The sequence below is a fragment of the Candidatus Pelagibacter sp. HIMB1321 genome (assembly GCF_900177485.1).
In the GTDB taxonomy this organism is placed as follows: domain Bacteria; phylum Pseudomonadota; class Alphaproteobacteria; order Pelagibacterales; family Pelagibacteraceae; genus Pelagibacter.
Genome location: NZ_LT840186.1, coordinates 218,751 through 244,207, shown reverse-complemented (window position 1 = coordinate 244,207; position 25,457 = coordinate 218,751). Strand labels below are relative to the sequence as shown.

General features: G+C 26.2%; 23 protein-coding genes. 11 read left to right on the top strand and 12 right to left on the bottom strand.

Going from position 1 to position 25,457, the window contains the following annotated elements:
• The first annotated feature begins 48 nt into the window (after positions 1-48).
• A complete protein-coding gene (gene tyrS / locus B9N70_RS01275; RefSeq protein WP_085114008.1) occupies positions 49-1,278 on the top strand; it encodes a tyrosine--tRNA ligase in 1,230 nt (409 codons plus the stop codon).
• Here tyrS and B9N70_RS01270 read toward each other — a convergent pair.
• The 3 genes from B9N70_RS01270 to B9N70_RS01260 are packed head-to-tail and all read right to left on the bottom strand — an operon-like array spanning position 1,275 to position 6,892.
• Positions 1,275-3,461, bottom strand: coding sequence for an AsmA-like C-terminal region-containing protein (locus tag B9N70_RS01270; protein WP_085114007.1), 2,187 nt, complete (start codon positions 3,459-3,461; stop codon positions 1,275-1,277). The genes tyrS and B9N70_RS01270 overlap by 4 nt on opposite strands.
• Positions 3,458-4,507 carry a peptide chain release factor 2 gene (gene prfB / locus B9N70_RS01265; RefSeq protein ID WP_172819963.1) on the bottom strand — a complete coding sequence of 350 codons (1,050 nt, stop codon included), beginning with the start codon at positions 4,505-4,507 and terminating at the stop codon, positions 3,458-3,460. The genes B9N70_RS01270 and prfB overlap by 4 nt, the downstream gene beginning before the upstream one ends.
• A 45-nt stretch (positions 4,508-4,552) precedes the next feature.
• Positions 4,553-6,892 (bottom strand): penicillin-binding protein 1A, encoded by a 2,340-nt coding sequence (locus tag B9N70_RS01260; protein ID WP_085114005.1) that lies wholly within the window; start codon positions 6,890-6,892, stop codon positions 4,553-4,555.
• A gap of 103 nt (positions 6,893-6,995) precedes the next feature.
• Here B9N70_RS01260 and B9N70_RS01255 point away from each other — a divergent pair, with 103 nt between their 5' ends.
• Positions 6,996-8,855 (top strand): Rne/Rng family ribonuclease, encoded by a 1,860-nt coding sequence (locus B9N70_RS01255; protein ID WP_085114004.1) that lies wholly within the window; start codon positions 6,996-6,998, stop codon positions 8,853-8,855.
• Here the strand turns inward: B9N70_RS01255 and B9N70_RS01250 are convergent.
• Both B9N70_RS01250 and thiS read right to left on the bottom strand, forming a co-directional pair.
• On the bottom strand, positions 8,848-9,618 hold the full coding sequence (locus tag B9N70_RS01250; RefSeq protein WP_085114003.1) for a thiazole synthase: 771 nt from the start codon (positions 9,616-9,618) through the stop codon (positions 8,848-8,850). The two genes, B9N70_RS01255 and B9N70_RS01250, sit on opposite strands and share 8 nt — an antisense overlap.
• Before the next feature lie 2 nt (positions 9,619-9,620).
• Positions 9,621-9,839 (bottom strand): sulfur carrier protein ThiS, encoded by a 219-nt coding sequence (gene thiS, locus B9N70_RS01245; protein WP_085114002.1) that lies wholly within the window; start codon positions 9,837-9,839, stop codon positions 9,621-9,623.
• A 16-nt stretch (positions 9,840-9,855) separates the two neighbouring features.
• Between thiS and aroQ the strand changes: the two genes are divergently transcribed.
• Genes aroQ through accC form a run of 3 tightly spaced genes read left to right on the top strand, consistent with a single transcriptional unit; the run spans position 9,856 to position 12,063 of the window.
• On the top strand, positions 9,856-10,305 hold the full coding sequence (gene aroQ, locus B9N70_RS01240) for a type II 3-dehydroquinate dehydratase (protein ID WP_085114001.1): 450 nt from the start codon (positions 9,856-9,858) through the stop codon (positions 10,303-10,305).
• Positions 10,292-10,726 (top strand): acetyl-CoA carboxylase biotin carboxyl carrier protein, encoded by a 435-nt coding sequence (locus tag B9N70_RS01235; protein WP_085114000.1) that lies wholly within the window; start codon positions 10,292-10,294, stop codon positions 10,724-10,726. Before aroQ ends, B9N70_RS01235 begins: the two co-directional genes overlap by 14 nt.
• Positions 10,726-12,063 (top strand): acetyl-CoA carboxylase biotin carboxylase subunit, encoded by a 1,338-nt coding sequence (accC, locus tag B9N70_RS01230; protein WP_085113999.1) that lies wholly within the window; start codon positions 10,726-10,728, stop codon positions 12,061-12,063. The genes B9N70_RS01235 and accC overlap by 1 nt, the downstream gene beginning before the upstream one ends.
• On the opposite strand, the gene B9N70_RS01225 is transcribed toward accC, so the two are convergent.
• Together B9N70_RS01225 and B9N70_RS01220 are read right to left on the bottom strand one after the other, a co-directional pair.
• Entirely contained in the window at positions 12,060-12,467 is a 408-nt protein-coding gene (locus tag B9N70_RS01225) for a DUF2155 domain-containing protein (protein WP_085113998.1), read from the bottom strand. The genes accC and B9N70_RS01225 overlap by 4 nt on opposite strands.
• On the bottom strand, positions 12,430-12,792 hold the full coding sequence (locus tag B9N70_RS01220) for an NADH-ubiquinone oxidoreductase subunit NDUFA12 family protein (protein WP_085113997.1): 363 nt from the start codon (positions 12,790-12,792) through the stop codon (positions 12,430-12,432). The genes B9N70_RS01225 and B9N70_RS01220 overlap by 38 nt, the downstream gene beginning before the upstream one ends.
• 114 nt (positions 12,793-12,906) lie before the next feature.
• Between B9N70_RS01220 and B9N70_RS01215 the strand changes: the two genes are divergently transcribed.
• Positions 12,907-13,728: a TSCPD domain-containing protein gene (locus B9N70_RS01215; protein WP_085113996.1), complete on the top strand. Its 822-nt coding sequence runs from the start codon at positions 12,907-12,909 to the stop codon at positions 13,726-13,728.
• Here the strand turns inward: B9N70_RS01215 and aspS are convergent, their stop codons facing one another.
• From aspS to B9N70_RS01200, 3 genes are read right to left on the bottom strand one after another with little or no spacing between them, the layout of a single operon-like run.
• A complete protein-coding gene (gene aspS, locus B9N70_RS01210) occupies positions 13,729-15,516 on the bottom strand; it encodes an aspartate--tRNA ligase (protein WP_085113995.1) in 1,788 nt (595 codons plus the stop codon).
• On the bottom strand, positions 15,517-16,179 hold the full coding sequence (locus B9N70_RS01205) for a DnaA ATPase domain-containing protein (RefSeq protein ID WP_231909408.1): 663 nt from the start codon (positions 16,177-16,179) through the stop codon (positions 15,517-15,519).
• Positions 16,176-17,231, bottom strand: coding sequence for a hypothetical protein (locus tag B9N70_RS01200; RefSeq protein WP_085113993.1), 1,056 nt, complete (start codon positions 17,229-17,231; stop codon positions 16,176-16,178). The genes B9N70_RS01205 and B9N70_RS01200 overlap by 4 nt, the downstream gene beginning before the upstream one ends.
• 15 nt (positions 17,232-17,246) lie before the next feature.
• On the opposite strand from B9N70_RS01200, the gene purM reads away from it, so the two are divergent.
• Both purM and purN read left to right on the top strand, forming a co-directional pair.
• On the top strand, positions 17,247-18,275 hold the full coding sequence (purM, locus tag B9N70_RS01195) for a phosphoribosylformylglycinamidine cyclo-ligase (RefSeq protein ID WP_085113992.1): 1,029 nt from the start codon (positions 17,247-17,249) through the stop codon (positions 18,273-18,275).
• On the top strand, positions 18,253-18,837 hold the full coding sequence (purN, locus tag B9N70_RS01190; protein WP_085113991.1) for a phosphoribosylglycinamide formyltransferase: 585 nt from the start codon (positions 18,253-18,255) through the stop codon (positions 18,835-18,837). The genes purM and purN overlap by 23 nt, the downstream gene beginning before the upstream one ends.
• Here the strand turns inward: purN and ndk are convergent.
• Positions 18,827-19,237, bottom strand: coding sequence for a nucleoside-diphosphate kinase (ndk, locus tag B9N70_RS01185; protein WP_085113990.1), 411 nt, complete (start codon positions 19,235-19,237; stop codon positions 18,827-18,829). The two genes, purN and ndk, sit on opposite strands and share 11 nt — an antisense overlap.
• Complete coding sequence (locus B9N70_RS01180; protein WP_085113989.1) at positions 19,230-20,684, bottom strand: leucyl aminopeptidase; 1,455 nt, start codon at positions 20,682-20,684, stop codon at positions 19,230-19,232. Before B9N70_RS01180 ends, ndk begins: the two co-directional genes overlap by 8 nt.
• Positions 20,685-20,735: 51 nt before the next feature.
• On the opposite strand from B9N70_RS01180, the gene B9N70_RS01175 reads away from it, so the two are divergent.
• The 3 genes from B9N70_RS01175 to B9N70_RS01165 are packed head-to-tail and all read left to right on the top strand — an operon-like array spanning position 20,736 to position 25,456.
• On the top strand, positions 20,736-21,884 hold the full coding sequence (locus B9N70_RS01175) for an LptF/LptG family permease (RefSeq protein ID WP_085113988.1): 1,149 nt from the start codon (positions 20,736-20,738) through the stop codon (positions 21,882-21,884).
• Positions 21,871-22,941: an LptF/LptG family permease gene (locus tag B9N70_RS01170; protein WP_085113987.1), complete on the top strand. Its 1,071-nt coding sequence runs from the start codon at positions 21,871-21,873 to the stop codon at positions 22,939-22,941. The genes B9N70_RS01175 and B9N70_RS01170 overlap by 14 nt, the downstream gene beginning before the upstream one ends.
• Positions 22,925-25,456, top strand: coding sequence for an LPS-assembly protein LptD (locus B9N70_RS01165; protein WP_085113986.1), 2,532 nt, complete (start codon positions 22,925-22,927; stop codon positions 25,454-25,456). The genes B9N70_RS01170 and B9N70_RS01165 overlap by 17 nt, the downstream gene beginning before the upstream one ends.
• The last annotated feature ends 1 nt before the right edge of the window (position 25,457 follow it).

The following is a 25,457-nucleotide window of genomic DNA, read 5'->3' as shown; positions in this document are numbered from 1 at the left end:
ATTTAATTTTTTTTTAGAAATTTTTGTATATTGTAGAACTATAAGCTTATGAACAAATTTTTAAAAGAATTTAAAGATAGAGGTTTTTTCTATCAATGTACTAATGAAAAAGAATTATCTGATTTACTCAATCAAAAAAAAATAAAAGCTTATATTGGTTTTGATTGTACAGCTGAAAGTTTACATGTTGGTAGTTTACTTCAGATAATGTGCCTACGACTTTTACAAAAGCATGGTCATCAACCAATTGTTCTATTAGGTGGTGGTACTACTAGAATTGGTGATCCTTCAGGAAAAGATAAGACTAGAAAAATTTTAGATGAAAATGAAATTGAAAAAAATACAAAAAATATAGGAAATATTTTAAAAAATTATTTATCTTCTAATGACAAAGATACAAAACCAATTTTTGTAAATAACTATTCTTGGCTAAAAGATTTAAACTATATTTCTTTTTTAAGAAATATTGGAAAACATTTTACCATCAATAAAATGTTAACTTTTGATAGTGTGAAAACTCGATTAGATAGAGAGCAATCATTAAGTTATATGGAGTTTAATTATATGATTTTACAAGCTTATGATTTCTTAGAGCTAAACCAAAAAGAAAATTGTATCTTACAAATTGGTGGCTCTGATCAATGGGGAAACATTGTTAATGGAGTGGACTTAATTAAAAGATTTTCAAATAATCAAGCCTATGGATTAACAACTCCATTAATTACACTAGCCTCAGGTGCTAAAATGGGTAAAACTGAAAATGGCGCTGTATGGCTAGATAAAAAATTTTTATCACCATACGACTATTGGCAATTTTGGAGAAATACTGACGATAGGGATGTATTAAAATTTTTAAATATTTTTACAGATTTAACTATTGAAGAGATTAACAATGTCAAAGGCAAAGATATTAACGAACTTAAAGTTTTATTAGCTAATAAAACTACTGAAATGCTTCATGGAGAAAATGAAGCTCGAAATTCTGAAAAAATAGCTAAAGAAACATTTTCTGAAAACTCATCAGGTTCAAATCTACCCTCTGTAAAAATTAAAAAAGATCAATTGAATGAAAATTTTAATATATTAGATCTTGTGATTTTTTCTAAATTAGAAAAGTCAAAAAGTGAAGTCCGAAGACTCATAAAAAATAATGGTGTCAAAATTAACAATGAGATCATTATTGATGAAAAAAAAATTATTTCTATAGAGTTATTTAATGATAATTTTTTAAAATTATCATTAGGAAAAAAAAGACATATAAAAATTGAACTAAACTAATTTTTTTTAATTTTTTCTAAAGTTCTTATTATAAATCTTGGTGTAAGTGTTTTTATTGGGTTCACTGATGTTTCTAAATTTTTAGGTGGTCCTTTAACTTTAAAACTTACCCCAAAAACACCTTCACCTACTTTTTTACCAACTAAGATATTACCTATTAATGGTATAGATCCTATAGCCTTGTTGATAGTAGTTGCTGGAACTAAAGTTCCTCTCAAACTAATTAAGCTATCTTTTTCAACATATCCTTCCATTAAAATAGAAATAGCAGGACCAATTGCGTATATTTCATCTATTGTCATAAGATTTCCTTTATTAGAAAAACTCATTTCAAATTCATTAAAACGAATTCCTTCACCTGACAATAAATCGGCAATTCCTTGTAAAGATGCTAAAGTTAAAATTTTTGTTAATATAGGTAATTCTTTTAATTTAAAGTCATAAATCTTTAGTGTTGATATAGATGCATTATCTTTTTTACTTGAATAAAAATCAAGCTTTCCTTCACTAAAACCTTTTATGAATTTATATCTATCTACAAAAGGTTTGGCTTCACCTGAGAATAATGTTGTTATTTTTTCACCATTATTTTCTCTTATAGTAAACGTTATTTTTTGATTATTAGAAAAATTTGAATCTAAGTTTAATTTTGTTACTTTGTTATTATTAAAAGTAATTTCACCTTTTAAATTATTGATTGCATTATTTGGATCTAATAAAATTTTTTTAATATCAATCTTTAATTTAAAATTTTTACTAAAAATTTGTTTTTTATCATTATCATTTGATTTTAATAAATCAGTTAGCAATTTATCAGCATTAAAACTTTTTCCAGTAATTAAGTATTCATTATTATTTTTTTTGAGCTCTAACTCGTTTTTATGATTTGATTTATCTTGAAAATTAAATTGAATATTATTTACTTCTTCAATCTCATATTTATCTGATAGCTTTAAATTTTTAATAGATATAACATTCTTATTTTCTGATAAGATAATTTTATCAAATTTTAATCTATTTTTTATTAGTTCACCTTTTATTTGTAGCTTTAAATCATTTTCAATATTTTTTTCAAAATTTATAAAATCAACAACCAATGGATTTTTTTTAATATCTAAATTTAAATCATAAAAATAATCATCTTTATTATTAGTAATTTTATATTTAAGAAAATCAGCATTATTTTGAATAAAAACTTCACCAGATCCAACAATTTTAATTGTATTGTTATTGTAATTTAAATCAATTTTCTGATTTTCAAAAATTATATTATCTTTTGTATTTGGTAAAAAAATATTTTTACTTAAAGAATTTTTGATATCTAATTTTTTAACATTGATTAATGATTTTATGTTTAAATTTTTAATCTTAAATTTTTGATCTATATAAAATTTAAAATCAGAGTCAGAACTTAAGGTTAGATTGTTTAAATTTGTATTCAAAAACTTATTATCTGTAAATTTTTTAAGTTCATTTTTTTGAAGGTTTAAATCTTTGCTTTGAATATTGCCTTCAACTAAAACATTATTATTCTGCCTTTCAGCTTTAATTTTTGGGATCACTAAATTTTTATTATTTAATAAAAATGTTAAATCTTCTAAATTTAATTCCTTATTGTTAGCTTGAAAAATAAAATTTAATTTACTTATTTTTTTATTTGATACTGAAAGTTGAGCGTTATAAACCAATCCTTTTATAATAAAATTATCTTTTAAATTTCCAATTTCATCAAATTCAAATTTTAAATCAGTAACAATATATCCGTTATCTAAAATCTGATTGGCGAATAATAGTTGTTCAGAATCTGTAAACTCTTGAGCTAAAATAATTAAATTTTTAATAGGAATAGACTTAGTCGAAATTGATATTTCATTTAATGCAAACTCATCTTTAAAAATTGACTTTAATGAAATTTGAGTTTTTAAGTTTTCGAGTTGAATAATTTTATTTTTAAATGAAAAGTCGGTTCCTAAAGTTTTTAAATCAATTGTAAGGTTTATTGGGTTTAATTTTACACTAACTTGATTTAATTTTAGATCAAAATTCGAATTAATTTCTTTAACTTTTGAAATTATTTGATCATTAAACTTTTCTGTTTTTACACCTATGGTGCTTAGATAAATAATGGTGAGAATGGTTATCAATACTGAACTAATAACTATTCTGTAAATTAATTTTTTCATCTAACTTGATATAAAGATTGTTCTAAAAATTCGTCAATTTCTCCATCTAAAATCTTATCAGGACTTGTGCTTTCATGGTTAGTTCTATTATCTTTAACTAATCTATACGGCTGTAATATATAAGACCTTATTTGATGACCCCATCCTATTTCAGATTTTGTAGCTTCATTATTTTGATTTTGCTGTTCTTTTTTTTTCATTTCAAAATCATATAATCTTGCTCTTAACATATTCATACAAGTTTCTTTATTTTTATGTTGTGATCTTTCATTTTGACATTGGACTACAATTTTTGATGGCATATGCGTTATCCTAACAGCACTATCCGTAGTATTAACATGTTGGCCACCTGCTCCACTCGATCTATAAGTATCTATACGCAAATCTTTTTCTAAAATTTCAATATTAATATTTTCATCAACTACTGGATAAACCCAGACACTTGCAAAACTTGTATGTCGTCTAGCACCAGAATCAAATGGTGAGATTCTAACTAATCTGTGAATACCACTTTCATTTTTTAACCAACCAAAAATATAATCTCCTTCAATTTTTAAAGTTGTCGACTTTATGCCGGCTTCATCCCCTTTGTGCTCACTTACTATTTGATATTTAAAATTTTTATTATCTGACCACTTTAAATACATTCTTCTTAACATATCCGCCCAATCCTGACTTTCTGTTCCTCCTGCTCCAGCATGAATTTCAACATAAGCATCTAATAAATCAGCTTCATTTGATAAAAAACATTTTATCTCAATTTGCTTTGCCGCTACTCTAAGATTAGATATATTTTGGTTCACCTCATTTTGAATTTCCAAATTATTTTCTTCCAATGCTAGTTGATATAAATCATCAAGATCATTAATTTGATTTACAGAAGTTTGATAAGAATTTATTAAATCTTCAAATAATTTTTTTTCTTTTAAAATTTTTTGCGATTTTAATTTATCTTGCCAGAAATTTTCTTCTAAAATTTTATTATTATGATTATTTAACTTAGATTGAATATCATTTTTCTCAAAGATACTCCTTAACTCTATTATTAATTTTTTCTATTTCTTTTTTAAATGTTAAATATTTGTCATCCATTAGTAAAACTTTAATATATTATTAGTATCTAATCTATTATTATTTGAATACAAAATTTTACCATTAGATATATTTTGACTTTTGTAAGACTCTATAATTGTATTCTTAGAATTAAATTTTGCTTTATTGCCAGTATTGGGATCCACAACCATGAGAGTAATATTCCCAGGGACTTTAAAAGGTCTAGCATCGACTTTTTTTACTGCTTTTTTTACAAATTCCTCAAATATTGGTAAGGCTGCTTTAGATCCTGTTTCAAATTTACCAAGTGGTTCTGGATTATCCATACCAACATAAACTCCTATCACTAAATTTGATGTAAAACCTATAAACCAAGCGTCTGTGTTATCATTAGTAGTTCCAGTTTTTCCAGCTAAATTTAATCCAAGTTTTTTTAATTTTTTTCCTGTTCCTCTTTCAACAACACCCTGTAATAAAGATGTAACTTGATATGCCGTTTGAGGAGATAAAATTTGTTTATAATTGTCTTCTATTTTTGGAAAATTTTTACCAGTAAATGAAACACTTTCGCAATCTTTACATTTTCTATTTTCATTATTTATGATTGTAATTCCTTCACCGTCTTGAATTCTATCAATTAAAATTGGACTCACTAACTTGCCACCATTTACAAATGATGAATAAGCAGAAGTTAGATTTATTAATGTAGTTTCTGCAGAACCAAGTGATATTGATAAAAGCTCTTCAGGCTTTTCATATATTCCGATATCTTTTGAGAATTGTGTAATTTTATCTATACCAAGATTTTGAGCAATCCTGACTGTCATAAGATTTCTTGATTTTTCTAAACCAACTCTCAATGTTGAAGGGCCATAAAATTTTTTACCATAATTTTCTGGCTTCCATTTTTTTAAATCAACACCTTGATCTAAAACAAGTGGCGCATCTAATACTAATGAAGATGGGGTATATTTATTTTCTAAAGCAAGCGCATAGACAAAAGGTTTAAAAGCTGACCCTGGTTGTCTAAGTGCCTGAGTTGCACGATTAAATTCACTGTTTTTAAAACTGAAGCCTCCACTTAAAGCCAAAACTCTTCCTGTAAATGGATCCATGACTACAGCGCCACCATTTATTTTTGGGAGTTGTTCAAGACTGAAATAATTCTTATCAATTTTTTTTACATATATGATGTCACCAATTTTCAATAAATCTTTAAAATCTTTTTTAGTCCAAGAAATATCTTTATACTCTATTGTCCCTGAAATATTTTTTTCAGTCTCAATTATAGTGTTAAATTGATTTACTTGTTTAACAATTGCTAATTGCCATCCAATTGATTTTTCTAATCTAAATTTTTTTTCAATTTTTTCTAACCAATTATCAGTGTATTCAATATTCTTTAATGGTCCTCTCCAACCTTTTCTTTTGTCATATGCAAGTAATCCATTCCTTAAAGATTGGGTGACTATTTTTTGTAATTCAAGATTAATCGGTGTGTTAATATTATATCCTTGTTTGTAAACTTTCTCATAAGTTAATTGATCAATAATTTTTTTTCTTACATCTTCAATATAATATTGAGAGTCTTCAAAAAAAACTTTTTTTGTTTTTTTTAATTCAATTGGACTATTTTTAAACTGAGAATATTCTTTTTGACTTATAAAATTATTTTCATTTAAATTATTTAAAACCAAGTCTCTTCTAAATTTTGCAAGCTCTTTATTTCTATAAGGGTTATATTTACTTGGTGCTTTGGGTAATGCTGCGAGTAATGCTGCTTCATTATAATTTAATTCTTTAATAGATTTATCAAAATACTCTAGACTAGCAGCTGCCACACCATAGGCACCACTTCCAAGATAAATTTGATTGAGATATAATTCTAATATTCTTTCTTTTGTTAGGGCTCTTTCAATTCTAAATGCCAGTATTGCTTCTTTAATTTTTCTATTAATACTAACTTCATTTGTTAGTAAAAAGTTTTTAGCAACTTGTTGAGTTATTGTGGATGCTCCCTCTAATCTTTTAGAATTAATGATATTTTCAATATTATTTATTATTGCTCTCATTAATCCCTTTGCATCAACACCAGGATGAGAGAAGAAATTCTTATCTTCTGCAGATAAAAATGAGTTTATTACATTTTTAGGAATTGCATCATAAGGTACAAAAATTCTTTTTTCTTTTGAAAAATCAGCAACTAAATCACCCTCTCCTGAATACATTTTACTTGATACTGGCGGTTTGTAGTTTTTTAAAAACCTATAATCTGGGATACTGTTTGAAAAAGTCCATAAAACTATCAAAACAGTTACCAGTGATAGCAATAAAAGACTAGTAGTTATAATTAGTGTATTTTTAATTATATTTGTCATTTCATTTCCATTATATAATGGAATTTGTTAAAGATAAGGCATTATTAAAAACAAAATTTTATATAAAGAATTAAAAAATAATGAATCAATTTAATCAAATCATATGGAAAAAAATTTATACATTGATGCTTCGCATCCAAATGAAACTAGAGTTGTTCTTAAATCAGAAAATAATATTGAAGATTACGAATACGAAGGTTTAAAAAATACACTTATTAAAAATAACATCTACTTAGGTAAGGTAAGTAGAATTGAACCTTCTCTACAGGCAGCCTTTGTAGATTTTGGAAGAGATAGACATGGTTTTTTATCATTTAATGATATTCAATCAGATTACTATCAAATTCCAAAAAGTGATCTAGAGATAATTAAGCAACAAGAAGAGCAAGCTAGAGAAGAGCTTTCAAAAGAAGTTGAGGCAAAAGAAGAGAAAAATTTAGCTGAGGGTAAACTAGAAATTGATGATCCTTTGGAAGTTGAAAAAGAAACAAATGAAATTCAACTAAGTGAATTAACCAATGATAACACTCAAATTGAACTTTCTGAAAACAAAAATTCAGACGAAGTTGTTAATGAGATAACTGAAGGTGAAATTAGTAAACCAAAAATAAAACCTTTTAGATTTAAAAGATATAAAATTCAGGAAGTAATAAAACCAAATCAAGTCATTCTTGTTCAAGTTATTAAAGATGAGAGAGGGCAAAAGGGAGCTGCGCTCAGTACATTCATTTCTATTGCTGGAAAATATATTGTGTTAATGCCAAACACTCCTAAAGGTGGTGGTATCTCAAGAAAAATATTTAATCCTGTTGATAGAAAAAAAATTAGATCAATTTTAAATGAAATTGAAATTCCAAAAGAGATGGGTCTGATAGTAAGAACTGCTGGAAGTAATAAGACTAAAAATGAGATTAACCAAGACCTTGAAACTTTAAAAAATACATGGAACCAAATTAAAGATACTGCTTTAAATTCTATTGCTCCCTCTTTGGTTCATCAAGAAAGTGAAATAATAAAAAGAACTCTAAGAGATATGTACGATGAAAATACAAAAAATGTAATCATAGAAGGTAACGAAGGTTATAAAAAAGCTCAAAACTTTATGAAGATGATGATGCCATCACATGTAAAAAAAATAAAGAAATATAGAGGCAAGGTTCCATTGTTTATTGAAGAAAATATTGAGCAAAAATTAAATCAAATCTTCGAATCTGAGATCAAATTAAATTCTGGAGGATATTTAGTGATTAATCCAACTGAAGCTCTAGTTTCAATAGATATTAACTCTGGTAGTTCCATAAAACAAAAAAATGTTGAGAGCACAGCACTTGATACAAACTTAGAAGCTGCAGAAGAGATTGCAAGACAAATCAAAATAAGAGACCTTTCTGGTCTAATAATTATCGATTTTATTGATATGCTTAGTTACGGAAATAGAAGAATGGTTGAAAGAAGATTAAAAGAAAAATGTAGGACGGATAGAGCTAGAATACAAATTGGTAGAATTAGTAATTTTGGATTACTAGAAATGTCGAGACAAAGACTTAGAGAAAGTGCAGTCAAATGGAAAGTTGAGCTAACAGATGAGTCATTTGCTCAAAAGCTTTTAAAAATTGTGGAAATAAAATCAGTGCTGAGTAAAGCCAAATTTGTAGAGTTAAAAGTTTGTGAAAAAATCTCTGATTTTTTAAAAGAAAATTTTGTTGACGACTTAACTTACTTTGAAAAAAAAAATAAAATGAAAATTGATATTATAACAGATAATTCACTTATTATTCCTGAGTATATTATTGATCTGAAAAACAAATCCAACAAAACTATTGAATTAGTTGAGCATTATGAAAAATTAAAAAATCTAGAACAGCAAAAAGTAGATGAAAAATTATTAAATAATAAAGAGAATAAAAAATTTCATAAAAAAAAGAATTTTAAAAAAAAATTTTTTAAGAAAAAAACTAAATAATTCCAGCGATAGGAGATGATGGATTTCCCATTATAGATTTTTCTATTCTTCCAGAAAGATAAGATTGTCTTCCAGCAATAACTGCATTTTTAAACGCTTGAGCCATTTCATAAGGTTTTTTTGCCTTGGCTATTGCTGTATTAACTAAAACACCATCACACCCTAATTCCATCGCTATAGTTGCATCAGAAGCCTGACCAAGACCAGCATCAATTATTAGAGGTAAATTTGTTTGTTTTCTTATTATCTGAACATTAATTTTATTTAGAATTCCCAACCCCGAACCTATTGGCGCTGCTAAAGGCATTATCGCTGAGGCACCAACATTTTCTAAACGCTTAGCCATCAAAGGATCATCATTACAATAAACCATCACTTTAAATCCTTCTTTAGATAAAACTTCTGTAGATTTTAAAGTCTCTACCATGTCAGGAAAAAGATTTTTTTTATCACCTAGAACTTCAAGTTTTACAAGTTTCCACCCCCCTATTTCTCGCGCTAATCTTAATGTTCTCAAGGCATCCTCTGAGGTAAAACAACCTGCTGTATTGGGTAAATATGTAATTTTTTTTGGATCAATGTAATCCATTAACAAAGGCTTATTTTTATCAGAAATATTTACTCTTCTCACGGCAACAGTTACTATATCGGCCCCTGAAAGTTTTATTGCCTTGGCACATTCAGACATGCTTTTATATTTGCCTGTACCAACTATAAGCCTTGATTTAAATTTTTTGTTAGCCACTTTTAATTGATCTACCATTGCTATCCACCCCCTATAAAATGTACAATTTCAATCATATCTTTATCTTTTATTTTAATCTTATTAATTCTTTTTTTATCTACTATTTCTTTGTTTAGTTCTATAGCAACTTTATTTAAAGGTATTTTAAAGTCTTTTATAATCCGACTTAAAGATAATCCTTCAACAATTGAAACAATTTTACCATTAATTTTGATTTTTATTTTTTTTATTTTTTTCATTGTGTATAAAAGATGAATGAATAATAAAATAATTATTATCAATGGTCCCAATCTTAATCTATTAGGTGAAAGAGAACAATCACAATATGGATCAATAACGTTTGATGATCTTAAAAAAAAATGTATTGAAAAAACTAAAGAATTAAAGATCGATGCAGAGTTTTTCCAATCCAATGTCGAAGGAGAAATTGTTAGCAAAATTCAAGATGCTAGAAATAATTTCGATGGAATAATTATTAATGCTGCTGGCTATACTCATACATCCGTAGCTATAAGAGATGCACTTGATGTCTTTAAGAAACCAATTATTGAATTACACATATCTAACATATATAAAAGAGAAGAATTTAGACATAAATCTTTAATAAGTAATATAGTAACTGGAGGAATATTCGGATTAGGTTCAGAGGGTTATATTTTGGCCATAATTTCCTTGGAAAAGATGATTAAAAATGAAAATAGATAAAAATTTAATAAAAGAGTTAAGCGAATATTTAGATGAGTTTAAACTTACAGAGATAGAATTTACTGACAAAGATACAAAAATCAAAGTTTCAAAAAATAATGTATCAATAAACAATCAAGCTACACCAAATGTGCAAAACTCATCGGTTGTCAGAGAAGATCCTGTTGAACAAAACAAATCAACTTCTGGTATTCAAGTTACTTCACCTATAATTGGTACAGCCTACCATGCTCCTGAGCCTGGTGCTAAAAAATTTGTTGAGATTGGGAAAAAGATAAAAAAGGGAGATACTGTTATGATAGTTGAAGCAATGAAAACTATGAATCATGTACCTTCCACTGCAGATGGAGTTGTGAAGGAAATTTGTGTTGAAGATGGTCAACCAGTTGAGTTTGGACAAACAATTATAATCCTAGAATAATGTTTAAAAAGATTCTAATTGCAAACCGTGGGGAAATTGCGGTTAGGGTAATAAGAGCTTGTAAAGAATGGGGTATAGCAACTGTTGCTGTTCACTCAGATGTCGACAGAGACAGCATGCATGTAAGAATGGCAGATGAAAGTGTTTGTATTGGATCGCATCAACCTGCAAATAGCTATTTAAATATTCCAAATTTGATGTCAGCAATAGAAATTACAAATGCAGAGGCTGTACACCCAGGTTATGGTTTCTTGTCAGAAAATGCAAATTTTGCAAGAGTGCTTGAAGAAAATAATATTAAATTTATTGGAGCTTCATCAAAATTAATTGAAATGATGGGAGATAAGATCCAAGCAAAAAAAATAGCTAAAGAAAATGGATTGCCTGTTATTGAGGGATCCGAGGGTGGAGTTAGAGATGTTAAAGAAGCAAAAGAGCTATGTAAAAAAATTGGCTTTCCAGTTTTAATTAAAGCATCTGCAGGTGGTGGTGGAAAAGGAATGAAAATAGTTCAAAAAGAAGAGGATTTTGAAACTATGTTTTCAACAGCAAAATCTGAAGCACTAAAATATTTTGGAAACGACGAAATTTATCTGGAAAAATTTTTTCAAAACCCAAGGCACATAGAAGTACAAGTTTTAGCTGGTAAAAATAGAACAGTACATTTGCATGAAAGAGATTGTTCAGTTCAAAGGAGACATCAAAAACTTATAGAAGAAACACCAAGTCCAGTCTTAAATGACGAAATCAGAAAAGATCTTTTTGAACGAACTGTTAAAATGGTAAGTAAAATTGGTTATGAAGGTGCTGGAACAGTAGAATTTATATATGAAGATGGAAAATTCTATTTTTTAGAAATGAACACAAGAGTTCAAGTAGAGCATCCTGTATCTGAGATGGTTTCAGGTATAGATATAATTAAAGAGCAAATTTGGATAGCATATACTGGAGAAACAGCTCTAAAACAGTCAGACATTAATCCTAGAGGACATGCAATAGAATGTAGAATTAACGCTGAAGATCCAAGCAAAAATTTCCAACCTTCGCCGGGCATTATTACTATGTGCCATCAACCATCAGGTTTTAGAACAAGAGTAGATGGTGCAATTTTTCAAGGTTATAAAGTAACACCATTTTATGACAGTATGGTTTGTAAGCTTATATGCCATGGCAGAAATAGGACAGAAGCAATTCAACGAATGAACAGATCACTTGATGAATTTGTTATAGAAGGAATTACAACTACTATTCCTTTACATAAAAAACTATTAAATCATAAAAAATTTATAGATTCAGATTTTAATGTTAGCTGGTTAGATAAAGAAAAAATTATTTAATAACAATTAACCAACCAAATATCATAAACAGGATGATCAAAAGGTGCTATTGATGGACTTGAGGAAAACATCCATCCATTAAATACATATACTTTGTCATTATTATTTTTTGTTAAATCTCTCACTTGAATATAAGCTTTAACTTCAGGATTATCATCTAACTCTGAATTGGTACATTTCATTACTTTAATTGCTAGATCTTTATAAATAATCTCTTCACCAATTATTAAATCTATCAGTTCATTTTTGGAACTAATTTTATCTAAAATTTTAATATCAGTATTTTTGCCTAAAAAATTTTCAATTGATAGAGCGTAAGATGATTGAAAAAAAATAATATAAAATATGAAGCTAATTAGAAGTTTATTAAAATTTCCAACTTTTATATTTTTTATTAATGGCATTTTCTTTATTCTTGTTAGGATAATAAGCTTGTTCGGTACCAGTAGGATTTGGCTTATGTGGTTTTTGCCAATCGTATTTATCTAATTCATGTTTTTTTTCAATTTTATTAGGTGTGAAGTGCATCCAAGAATACCACTCGACTGGAATTTTTGATGCATCAATTTCATCTGCATAAATCACCCATCGTTTTCCATTTTTGCTCTCATAATATTTATTTCCAAAAGAATCTGAACCAGCAAACTTTCCAAATAAAATAGTTTTTAATCTGGTGCCAAAAGTATCAACATTCCACCAAGTGAAAATTTTTTTAAAAATTGTCAGCATGTTTAAAGTTTTATATTCAATTGTTAATTGTATAAATTAAATTAGACTAAAATTTGGAATTGTATATAAATCAATTGATTCATTAATCAAAATAAAATTTAAATTTGGGGTAAAATGGCAAAATATCTAGTTGAAACTTACTATACATGTACATTCAAGGTTAATCATTATCTTGATGAGATAAACGAGACTGAATTAAAAAATCTTGAAAAAAGAGATGATGGAAAATTTGAAGTTTTAGACGTCAAACTTGATAACAGAAAAACAAAAAATTTAGATCCAAATAACAACAAGGTCATAGATAAAAAAATTGACCTAATTCCATCTAATAAAGAGAATAAAACTGAAAATATTGAAAAAAATGTAAATCAAATTTTAACTAAAACTGAAAAATCTGGAAAAAGATTTGGCATGCCTGATAGACGTAAAGGTTATATCCAAAAAGCTACAATTGGAGATCATAAAGTTTACTTACATACCGGTGAATATGAAGATGGTAAAATTGGAGAGATATTTATAGACACAAGCAAAGAAGGAGAATTAGTGAAAGCTTTAATGAATAATTTCGCAATTGCTGTATCTCTTGGTCTACAATATGGAGTGCCACTAGACGAGTTCATAAGTGCTTTTGTTGGTACAAAATTTGAACCTTCAGGAAAAGTCCATGGTAATGATAGAATTTTGAGTGCCACTTCAATTCTTGATTATATTTTTAGAGAATTAGCTATTTCATATCAAAATAGAGAGGATTTAGCTCATACTCCGTCAATTGGTGGAACTGATAATGCTATACAAGAAGACACGAATTCAGAGGATCAAAATCAATTATTGAAAATAGTAAAAGATATTACCAGCAAAGGTTTTGTGAGAAATAATTACAAGAAAAATCTTGTTGATCTTTCAGATGTTAAAATAAGTTTAAAAGGAAAAAAATAATTATTTTTTAGTTTTTAAGCTAATACTCAATTCTTTTAATTGTTTTTCATTAACCTCTGATGGTGCATTCATCATTAGATCTTGAGCATTTTGATTCATTGGGAACATTGTGACTTCTCTAATGTTTTTTTCATTAGCAAGTAACATAACTATTCTATCAATTCCTGGTGCTATACCACCATGTGGAGGTGCACCATAACTTAATGCATTAATCATTCCACTAAATTTCTCATCAACAACTGCTTTGTCATATCCTGCTATAGAGAAAAGTTTATACATTAATTCTGGTATATGATTTCTTATAGCGCCTGACGATAACTCAATACCATTACAAACAATATCGTACTGAAAAGCTAATATATCTAAAGGCTTATCAAAATTTATTTGATCAATTTCACCTTGCGGCATTGAAAATGGATTATGACTAAATTCAATTTTATTGGTAACCTCATCTTTTTCAAACATTGGATAATCAACCACCCAGCAAAAAGCAAAAATATTATCATCTATTAGATCAAGATCTTTTGCAATTTTAGTTCTTGCTAAAGAAGTAATTTTTTCAAGTTCCTGTTGTTTAGAACAGGCTAAAAATATGCTATCACCTATATCAGCTCCAGTTAATTTCATAATTTCCTCTAAAGACTCTGATGAAAAGAATTTTCCAACTGGTCCTTTTCCAGATATGATTTCATCTTTCTCGAAAGTAAAATAAGCAAGCCCAGATGCACCCTGCTCTTTTGCCCATTTATCGATATTATCAAAAAAACTTCTTGGTTTATCTTTTGTATTTTTTGTTACAATACATCTCACTCTAGAACCTGATTTGACAAGTTTTTTAAAAATTTCGAATTTAACATCTTCTCTTGAAAAAATTTCGGTAATATCATTTATAATTAAAGGGTTCCTTAAATCAGGTTTGTCAGATCCATATTTTAACATTGCTTCTTTGTATGTAATCCTTGGAAATTTATCAAAGAGTAACTTTTTTTTTGAAAATTCTTTAAAAGTATTAACCATTAATTTTTCGACAACATTAAAAACATCTTCCTGTTCTACAAAAGACATTTCTAAATCTAATTGATAAAATTCTCCTGGGCTCCTATCAGCTCTAGCGTCTTCATCTCTAAAACATGGGGCAACTTGAAAATATTTATCGAACCCTGAAACCATAATTAGTTGTTTAAATTGTTGAGGAGCTTGTGGTAAAGCATAAAATTTTCCTGGGTTTAATCTGCTCGGCACCAAAAAATCTCTTGCTCCTTCAGGACTTGAGGAAGTTAATATAGGAGTTTGAAATTCTAAAAAACCTAACTTACCCATTTCATTTCTGATAAATGAAATAACTTTTGATCTTAAAATAATATTTTCATGAATTTTTTTTCTTCTAAGATCTAGAAATCTGTACTTTAATCTAATATCTTCTGCATATTCTTGATCACTAAAGACTGGCAATGGTAGTTCTTTACAAGTTCCAAGCACTTTAAAATTTTGTATTACCACCTCAATCTCTCCTGAAGCAATTTCCTTATTTATAGTTTCTTCTGACCTATTAACTACTTTGCCTTCAATTCTAACAACCGTTTCTAATTGAGTTTTTTCTAATTGTTTAAAATGTGAGTTTTCTTTTTCTATAATACATTGGGTTACGCCATAATTATCTCTAAGGTCTATGAAAAGTAAATTTCCATGATCTCTTTTCTTATTGACCCATCCAGAAAGAACAGCATTATTATTTACATGCTCTTTTCTTAATTCATTACAGTTATGTGTGCGATATTTATTGCTCAATTAATCTCCCAAAACTTCTCTAATCAGCCTAAAATCAATCGGTTTTCTTTTTTTTAAACTAAGTTCGTCAATCTTATATATGAAATTGGATATATTGCCATACGATCTATCTATTCTTTTAATAATGAAATTTATAAGCTTTTCATCAATTGATATTTGTCGATCAGATAAATTTTTCAAAATTAAAGCAAACAGTAATTCGTCATCAGGCTTATCAATTATTTGTATCAAAAAATTTTTTGTTCTTGATTTTAGATCTACTAATGAAAAATCAATACTTGTAATAGGTTTTTGAGATGTAGCTATGATATATTTATTATCGATATCAATAATATTAAATAAACTATAAATTAATTTTTCATCTACATTTTCATCTAAATCTTCTAATATTATATTTTCATAAATCTTAATTTTGTTGAGATCTTCACCATTTAAAGATTTTGTATTTAATTTTAAGCCTTTAAATTTTTTTAAAAAAATATTGATAAGATGGGTTTTTCCAGAATATTTATCACCAACAATATTTAAAAAATTTTTTTCCCATTTGGGCCAACTATTCAAAGTATCAAAAACACTTTTATTGCTTGTTGATACATAAAAATCATCATCTTTAAAATTTTTTTCATAATCAAACTTAATGATTAATTGATTTAAATCTGTCATTTCAATACCCAAACTTTATTTTGTGTATCAAAATTTAAGTTTTGTTCTTGCATAATATTTATAAAGTTTTTTCGCGTTCCATTAAATATAAGTTCATAAATTATAAAATCTTTATTAAAACTAATTATTGAAAAATTATTTACTAAATCTATCTCATTTAATATTTCTTCAAATTTTGATGATAAGTCGTAATTTTTAGCATCTAATCGAATTGAAATTGGTAGCTTAATAGATGTATTGATAATATTTTGTTCTTTCCAAAAATCCTCATAAATAATCTTCAGATCATAGATTATTTTTTTTAATTTACCCTCATCTTGAAGATTTATATTATTAAAGGAATTGCTTTTGATAACTTTTTTATTTTTTATATCAATTTTAGATAAGACCTTAATTTCTTTTTCATCTTTAAAAAATATAGCAACTATTGAATTCTGCAGTGAATATTTTTTTATAATATTTTCAAAATTGTAATTTTCTATCTCAGAGTAATTTTTTCTAATCAAATTTAAGTCTTCTATATCTTCTGTGGGTAAAATATAATTTACTAGAAAATTTTTATCTTCTACAGAGTTCCAATTATCATAAAATGAGTTGTTAGAATAAATTAAAATATCATTATTTGCTTGGTCTAAAAGTATTGGAAAAAATAAAAAATCTTCCTCTTTAATTTCAGATGGAAAAGCATTTTTTGAACTGAGGTATTCAAATATTTTTTTCTTATTAAACGAAACTCCAATTTTTAAATTGTACGTCTTATTAACAAATTTCTCCTCTTCAATAGTAAATGTTTCAATCATGCTTTTAATTTGATTGAGACTGTTACTTTTCACTTTATTTAGATTTTTTGATTGAACTAATTTAGTCATTAATTCAGTAAATGCCTCTTGGAAACCTTTGTTTATGAGGTTTTCTTTATTAAAATCATTCTCAAGTTTTTCTCTAATTTCAATGTCGTTAATAAAAAATTCTTTAGCTTGGCTTGTGGAAAAAAAAGATAAACTTAAGGCTAGAACTAAAAAAAAAATATATAAGTATTTTTGATAATACATCTTTAAAGTATAATAATGATTAATAAAACCTTTACTTATAAAAAGAGTGGCGTCAATATTGATGCAGCCGATAAATTTGTTAATTTTATTTCTAAGATCACATCAAAAAAAAAAGGCAATAAAAAGTTTAATAATATTGGTGGATTTGGTTCAATTTCAAATATCCCAAAAGGCATAAAAAAACCCAAAATTGTTGCCTGCACTGACGGTGTAGGAACTAAAGTAGAAATAGCAAATTTATTGAATAAATATGATACTCTAGGCATAGATCTTGTCGCAATGAGTGTTAACGATTTAATAGTACAAGGTGCCAAACCAATTTTATTTTTAGATTATATCTCGCTAAATAAAGTTATTCTCAGTAAACTTAAGTCAATTATTAAAGGAATAAAAAAAGGGTGTGAAATTGCGAATTGCGACCTCGTCGGTGGAGAAACAGCTGAAATGCCAGGCACATATGAAAAAGGTAAATTTGATATAGCTGGATTTGCCGTTGGTATTGTAGATCAAGAAAAAATACTTAATAAAAAAAAAATTAAAAAAGGTGATTTGATATTAGCAGTGCCTTCATCAGGAATTCATTCAAATGGATACTCTCTGGTAAGACATGTTTTAAATAAAAGAAAAATTAATATTAAAAAAGATAATTTTTTAAAAACTGAACTACTCAAACCCACAAAGATTTATGTTGATGAAGTCCTTAATTTAAATAAAAGAAATCTTCTAAATGGATGTGCAAATATAACAGGTGGTGGACTATCTGATAATATAAAAAGAATAATACCAGATGGAATGTGTGCATTTATAGAATTAAATAGAATTAAAACTTTAGCAATATTTAAATGGCTAAAAAATAATAATATTTCAGATAAAGAAATGTTGAAAACTTTTAATTGTGGTATTGGTTTTTGCCTTATAGTAGATCCAAAAAAATTAAATAAAATAGATAAATTTTTTTCTAGAGAATTTAAACCTTATGTTATTGGAAAAATAATTCGAGATAAAAGCAAAGTAAAATTAAATGCCCAAATTAACTGGGATTAAAAACATTAATGTCGCAGTATTTATCTCTGGTACTGGGTCAAATTTTATAAATTTAATTGAGCATTCTTTTAAAAAAAAATCAAAATTTAAGATCAAATTAGTAATTTCAAATAATCCAAAGGCTAAAGGATTAAAGTATGCAAAAAAATATAAAATTAAAAAAAAAATAATAAACTATAAAAATCTAAAAAATTCAGAAAAAGATATTTTAAGTGAATTAGATAAAACTAATATTCAAATTATTTGCTTAGCAGGGTTTATGAAAATATTGACTGTAAATTTTATTAAAAGATTTAAAGGCAAAATAATTAATATACATCCCTCTTTACTACCAAAATACAAAGGCCTTAATACCCATGAAAGAGTATTAGATAATAATGAAAATTATTCTGGTTGCACTGTGCACTATGTTAATTCAAAACTTGATGCAGGAAAAATTATTCTACAAAAAAAAGTAAAAATTTTTAAAAATGACTCAAGCGAAAAACTTTCAAAAAGAATTTTAAAACATGAACATTTACTGTACCCAAGAGCTTTAAAAAAAATAATTTCTAGTCTTTAAAAAAGAAATCAATCTCTATTTTTGCATTATCTGTACTATCTGATCCATGTACTGAGTTTTTATCTATAGAAATTCCATATTTTTTTCTAATCGTACCTTCAGCTGCTTCTTGTGGATTAGTGGCACCCATTAATTCTCTGTTAGCTAGCACAGCATTTTCTTTTTCCAAAACCATTACAACAATTGGCCCTGATGACAAATATGAGCATAAATCATTATAAAATGGCTTTGTTTCATGCACTTTATAAAATTTTTCTGCTTCTAATTTCTCTATTTGAATTTTTTTTTCTTTAATAATTTTGAAACCTTTGTTTTTAAACATTTCTTTAATTTCACTATCTAAATTTCTCTCAACAGCGTCAGGTTTTATTATTGAAAGTGTTTGTTCTATGTTACTCATAATTATCCTCTATTAGTTGATTTAATAATCTTACACCATAACCAGTAGCTCCACCTGAATTTAGTGCTCCACCATATTTTGAAAAAGCCATACCAGCTATATCTAAATGAGCCCAAGGAGTTTTGTTTAAAATAAATCTTTGCAAAAATTGTGCAGCTGTTGTCGATCCTGCCCCACCAACATAATTTATATTTTGCATATCTGCTTTTTTCGAATCTATTAATTTATCATAATTTTCATTTAAGGGCATTCTCCAAACTTTTTCGCCTACTTTTTCACCTGATTTAAACAGTTGTTCAGATAATTTATCGTCGTTACTAAATAAACCTGCATATTCTGATCCAAGACAAACTATTATAGCACCTGTTAATGTTGCAAGATCAACAATAAATTTTGGCTTATATTTTTTTTCAGTGTAAGTTAACGCATCCGCCAAAACCAATCTTCCTTCGGCGTCAGTATTCAAAATCTCAACTGTTTTTCCACTAAATGATTTAACAATATCACCAGGCCTTTGAGCATTACCATCTGGCATGTTCTCAACCAATCCTACAACCCCCACGGCATTAACTTTTGCTTTTCTTAAAGCTAAAGTTTTCATCAAACCAACTACAACAGCTGATCCTGCCATATCATAAGTCATGTCTTCCATAAATTTTGCTGGTTTTAAAGATATGCCTCCAGTATCAAAACAAACTCCTTTACCTACAAAAGCAAGTGGCTTTTGTTTTTTATTTGATCCTTTCCATTCAATTATAGCCAAATAAGAACCTCTAACACTACCTTGACCAACACCTAATAAAGCATTCATTCCAAGTTTCTTTAACTTTTTCTTGTCAAATATTGTAATTTTTAGTCCAATTGAATTTAGTTTTTTTAGTCTATAAACATATTCATCTGGATGAAGAATATTACCAGGCTCAGAAACCAAGTCTTTAGCAAGTCTCACACCTTCAATTAAAGATTTGTATTTTTTGTCACCAAATATTTTTGATTTAAAATTATTTGGAATGGTTATTGTTATTTTTTTTTCTGATTCATTTTTATATTTTAAAAATTCATAAGATTTTATCTCTAGACCATGAAAAAATTCAGCAAGGAATGAGGAATTGATTTTTATTATTTTTTTAATATTGTTCTCGTCAAAATATAAATCGTATATTTGATTTTCTTTTAAAAAATTAAAAAGCTCAGCACCTTGCAAATCTAAACGATTATTCTTTTTATCATTATTTAATTTTATAAATAAAATTTTTTTATTTGAAGGTAAATTAATTGTTTCAAATTTCTTTCCATTCTCTTTAAATAATTTTGTTACTTGATCTTTTTTGATACTTATTTCATTATAATTAAAATTTTTATCAATCTGGTTTTTTCCCAAAAAGATCGCTAAATTGTTATGCTTTTTTAAAGCACTACTAAATGCAAAGTTAAAGTTAATTATCATAATTTTATTAAAATTTTATAAACTGATATATATGTAAAGTTATATAATTCAATGAGAAAAAAAATTTTTTATAAACTTCTATTAGATTGTATTTCGTTTTTTCTAATATCTGTCTTGTCAGCTAGTTTAATAATATGGATCGTCCAGGCAGTAAATTTTTTAGATATAATAATAGATGATGGAAGAAATATTAGTACTTACTTAAAATATACTTTATCGAATTTACCTAAAATAATTGCTAAAATTACTCCCTTCATAATATTACTTACCTTGATTTATATTTTTTCAAAATATGAAAAGAAAAATGAATTAATTATTTTTTGGAACTTTGGTATCAATAAAATAGAGGTTGTAAATTTTTTTTTCTATATTTCTATAATTGTAACAATTTTACAAATTTTAATTGTCTCAATAATTGTGCCTTATACTCAAGACTATTCTAGAAAAATTATAAAAAATTCCTCAATAAATTTTATTGATAGCTTTATTAAAACAAAAAAATTTAATGCTTCTTTGGAAGGGATAACTTTATTCAATAATTCAAGAGATGAAAATGGAAATTTATATGACGTTTATGTTAAAAACGGAGATATTAATAATTTTCAAATTATATTTGCTAAAAAAGGCAAGGTAAACGTGCAAAATAATCAAAACTTCTTGGAATTATTTGATGGAAGAACATTAAGTTATACCAATGGAAATGTCTCAGAGTTTAATTTTTCAAAAACACGTATTGTGTTAAATAAATTTGACTCGGGTGCTATAACACATAGAAAAACACAACAAGTTTCAACTATAAATCTTTTTAGATGTTATTTTCAAATCTACAAACAGACTACTGAAGTTGATTTAAGTGAAATTTTGAATATCGAAAATTGTAAATCTGAGAATATTAGCAACATAATAAGAGAATTTTATAAAAGATTAGTAATTCCTTTATACATACCTGTGATAATATTAGTCAGCTTATTATTAATACTAACTTCAAAAGAAAAAAAATTCTACAATAGAAAAATTTTGTCAATATTTTTTTTAGGATTAATATTTTTAATACTATCAGAAACTAATCAAAGATTTATAAGTAAAAACTTATACTCAAATCTTATTATTATTTCGTTGCCAATAATTTTCACAATAATACTTAATATAATTTTTAATATTAAATTAAATCTCAAAGAAAAAATAAATGATAGTTTATAAAAAATTCTTATTCAAAAGTTATCTAAAATCTTTATTGTTAATTTTTTTAATTTTTTTTAGCTTAATCTATATTTTAAGTATTATTACTGAGCTTGATTTTTTTAAAGATTCTAATGTAAGTATTTTAATACCAACTTATTTAGCACTAATAAATACTCCTGATTTAATATTTGAATTATTTCCTTTTATTTTTTTAATTGGAACGATGCATTTTTTTCTTTCGCTCAAAGAAAACGATGAAATAAAAACTTTCAAATATTTTGGTCTAAAAAATACTCAGATAATAAAATTAATCTCACAACTATCTTTGGTAATTAGCATTTTGATCGTAACTATATACTACTCAGCTTCATCAAATTTAAAAAATATATACTTAATTACTAAATCAAAATATACTGATGATGATAAATATCTCGCAGTAATAACCAAAAATGGACTTTGGATTAAAGACGTTGTTAAAAGTAAAACTTTAATGATAAATGCTGCTGGAATAGAACAAAATTACCTATTAGATATATTTATCTCAGAATTTGATCAAAATTTTAACGTCATAAGGAATATTCAGAGTTCAAAAGTTGATATATCAAATAAAAATTGGAAGCTATTTGATGTTAAAATATTTAAGGATAATAATGAGATAATTTTAAAAGATGGATTAATCAAAACAAATTATGATTATGAAACAATACAAAATTTATTTTCAAATTTATCCTCTTTATCACTACTAGAACTTTTTGAAATGAGAAAAAATTATATAAGATTAAATTATTCAGTATTAGATATTAATATCCACATTTTAAAAGTTGTATTAGCTCCAGTAATTTTTTTATTAATAATGATTTTTGGAAGCATTTTGTCTTTTAATTCTCAAAAAAATAATAAATTTTTTAGTTTTAGTATTGGATTGATTTTTTCTGTATGTTTTTATTATATTACTGTGTTTTTAACAACATTAGCATCAACAGAAAAATTGAATATAATCGCGAGCATGCTTATACCTATAGTTCTTCTAATTATTATTAACAGTTATTATTTATTTTATGTTAATAAAAAATAATTATTTAACTTTAATTATTGTATCATTTTTTTTATTTCTTTATTTAGGAACATCAAAAACTTTATCAGACGTAAACTTTAATTTTAATGTAACTGAAATTGAAATTGATAGTGAAAATGAAAAAATTATTGGAAAAAAAAGAGGAATTTTAGAGTCTAATGCTGGCGATAAAATTGAAGCTGATGAGTTTGTTTATGATAAGATTAATAATATCTTAGAATTAAAAGGTAATGTAATTTTTAAAGATTTAAATCAAACTTTAATTAATTCAGAAAAATTAATTTATAATATTACGGAAGAAATTATTTTAGCAAAAGATAAGGTATTCATTAATTTTAACAAAAGTTACAAAATATTAGCTAATGAAATAGTTTATTTTAAGAATAAAGAGTTAATAGAAACTAAAGGTGATGTAAAAGCTGAAATTTCCAATGACTATTTGATAGAGTCAAAAGATATTATTTTTAGAAAAAAAAATATGAATTTAGAGTCTAGTGAAAAAACAAAATTTTATGATTTTAAAAATGAAGTTTTTTTAAGCTTAGAGAAGTTCTCTTATGATTTAAATAGTGAAAAATTAAAAGGCGAAAAAATTTTATTAGTTAAGGATTATAAAAAACCAAATAATGAAAAATTTTTTTTAGAGAATGCTTTCATAGATTTAAAAGAAAACAATTTTTTAACTAGTAAAATTAAATTAGAGCTTAAAAAAGATACCTTTGGTAATATAGAAAATGATCCAAGATTAGTTGGGGCTTCATCTTCTAGCAAAAATGGTATCACGGTTATTAATAAAGGAAAATTTACAAGTTGTAAAAAAAGAGACGATTGCGTTCCATGGTCAATTCAAGCAAGTAAAATAACCCATGATAAAAATAAAAAACAAATAACTTATGATAATGCTGCTATTAAACTTTATGATCGGACAGTTTTTTATTTTCCAAAATTTTTTCATCCTGATCCGACTGTCAAAAGACAATCTGGCTTTCTTGCACCAAGTTTTAATAACTCAAAATCCTTAGGCTCATCTATTAATATCCCTTATTTCTATGCTTTATCTGATGATAAGGATTTTACGTTTAGCCCAACTATTTTTGATAAAAACGCGAGGATGTTACAAACAGAATTTAGAAAAGAGGGTAAAAATTCTTCGCTAATAACTGATTTTAATTTCGTAAATAATTACAAGTCAAATTCAACCAAAGAGAAAGGTACTATTTCTCATTTTTTTTCTAAGTTTAATTTCAATTTAAATTTTGACAATTTTAAAAGTTCTATTTTTAGTTTAGACTTTTACAGTGTTAATAATGATACTTATCTTAAGGTTTTTGATAAAAATTTAACTAGTTCTGAATTAAAACCAGAAAATTTTAATATATTATCTTCTCAAGCCAAAATTGAATTAGAGCATGAAAATTTTAATTTTACTAGTGGATTTAATTCTTATGAAGATTTGAGAAAATCTAAAAGTGATAGGCATGAATATGTTCTGCCTTACTATAATTTTTCTTCACAATTAAATGAAAATCAATTTGGAATAATTAATTTTATATCCTCAGGAGATAATATTTTAAAAGATACTAATAATTTTAGAAGTAGAATGATAAATGATATCAATCTTGAGAGTTTTAATCTCATGTCAAAAAGTGGTTTAAAAAATAATTTAAATCTTCTTACAAAAAATATCGTCACTACAGGAAATGAAAATAATGAACATGATTCTTCTGCCGAAATAAAATTGATGGGCTTAATCGAGGCTGAAACAAGTTTTCCTATGATAAAAAAAGGAGACAAGTCTACAAATTTTCTCTCTCCAAAACTTTCTCTAAGGTACAACCCCTCAGATATGCAGGATTACTCAAAAGATAATAGAAAAATATTCAATACAAATTTATTTGAAACAAATAGACTGGGATTGGTAGATACATTGGAGGCTGGTAAAAGTTTAACTTTGGGTCTCGAATATAGAAAAGAAAGTATTGAAAATATAAATAGATATTTTGAATTTAATTTAGGAAAAGTATTTAGAGATGAAGAGATTAATGAAATTCCAATAACTTCTACATTAAATAAGAAAGAATCAAATTTGATTGGATCATTAAAAAATAATTTTAATGAAAACTTAAGTTTCAATTATGACTTCTCGATCAATAATCAATATGATGAGCTAGAATATAGTTCAATTGGTACCACTTTTTCAGTGAATAATTTTGTGACAACTTTCAACTATATTGAAGAAAATAATAATATTGGGTCTGCTCATGCTATTGAAAACACAACTAGATATAATATTGATAGCAGCAATAGTTTATTATTTAGAACAAGAAGAAATAAAGAAACAGATTTAACTGAATACTATGATTTGATTTATGAATATAAAAATGACTGTCTTGTTGCAGGCATAACTTATAACAAATCTTATTATAGTGATAGAGAGCTAAAACCAACGGAAGATATAATGTTTACAATTAAGTTAACACCTTTAACAACTTTTAATCAAAGTGTTGAAAAATAGA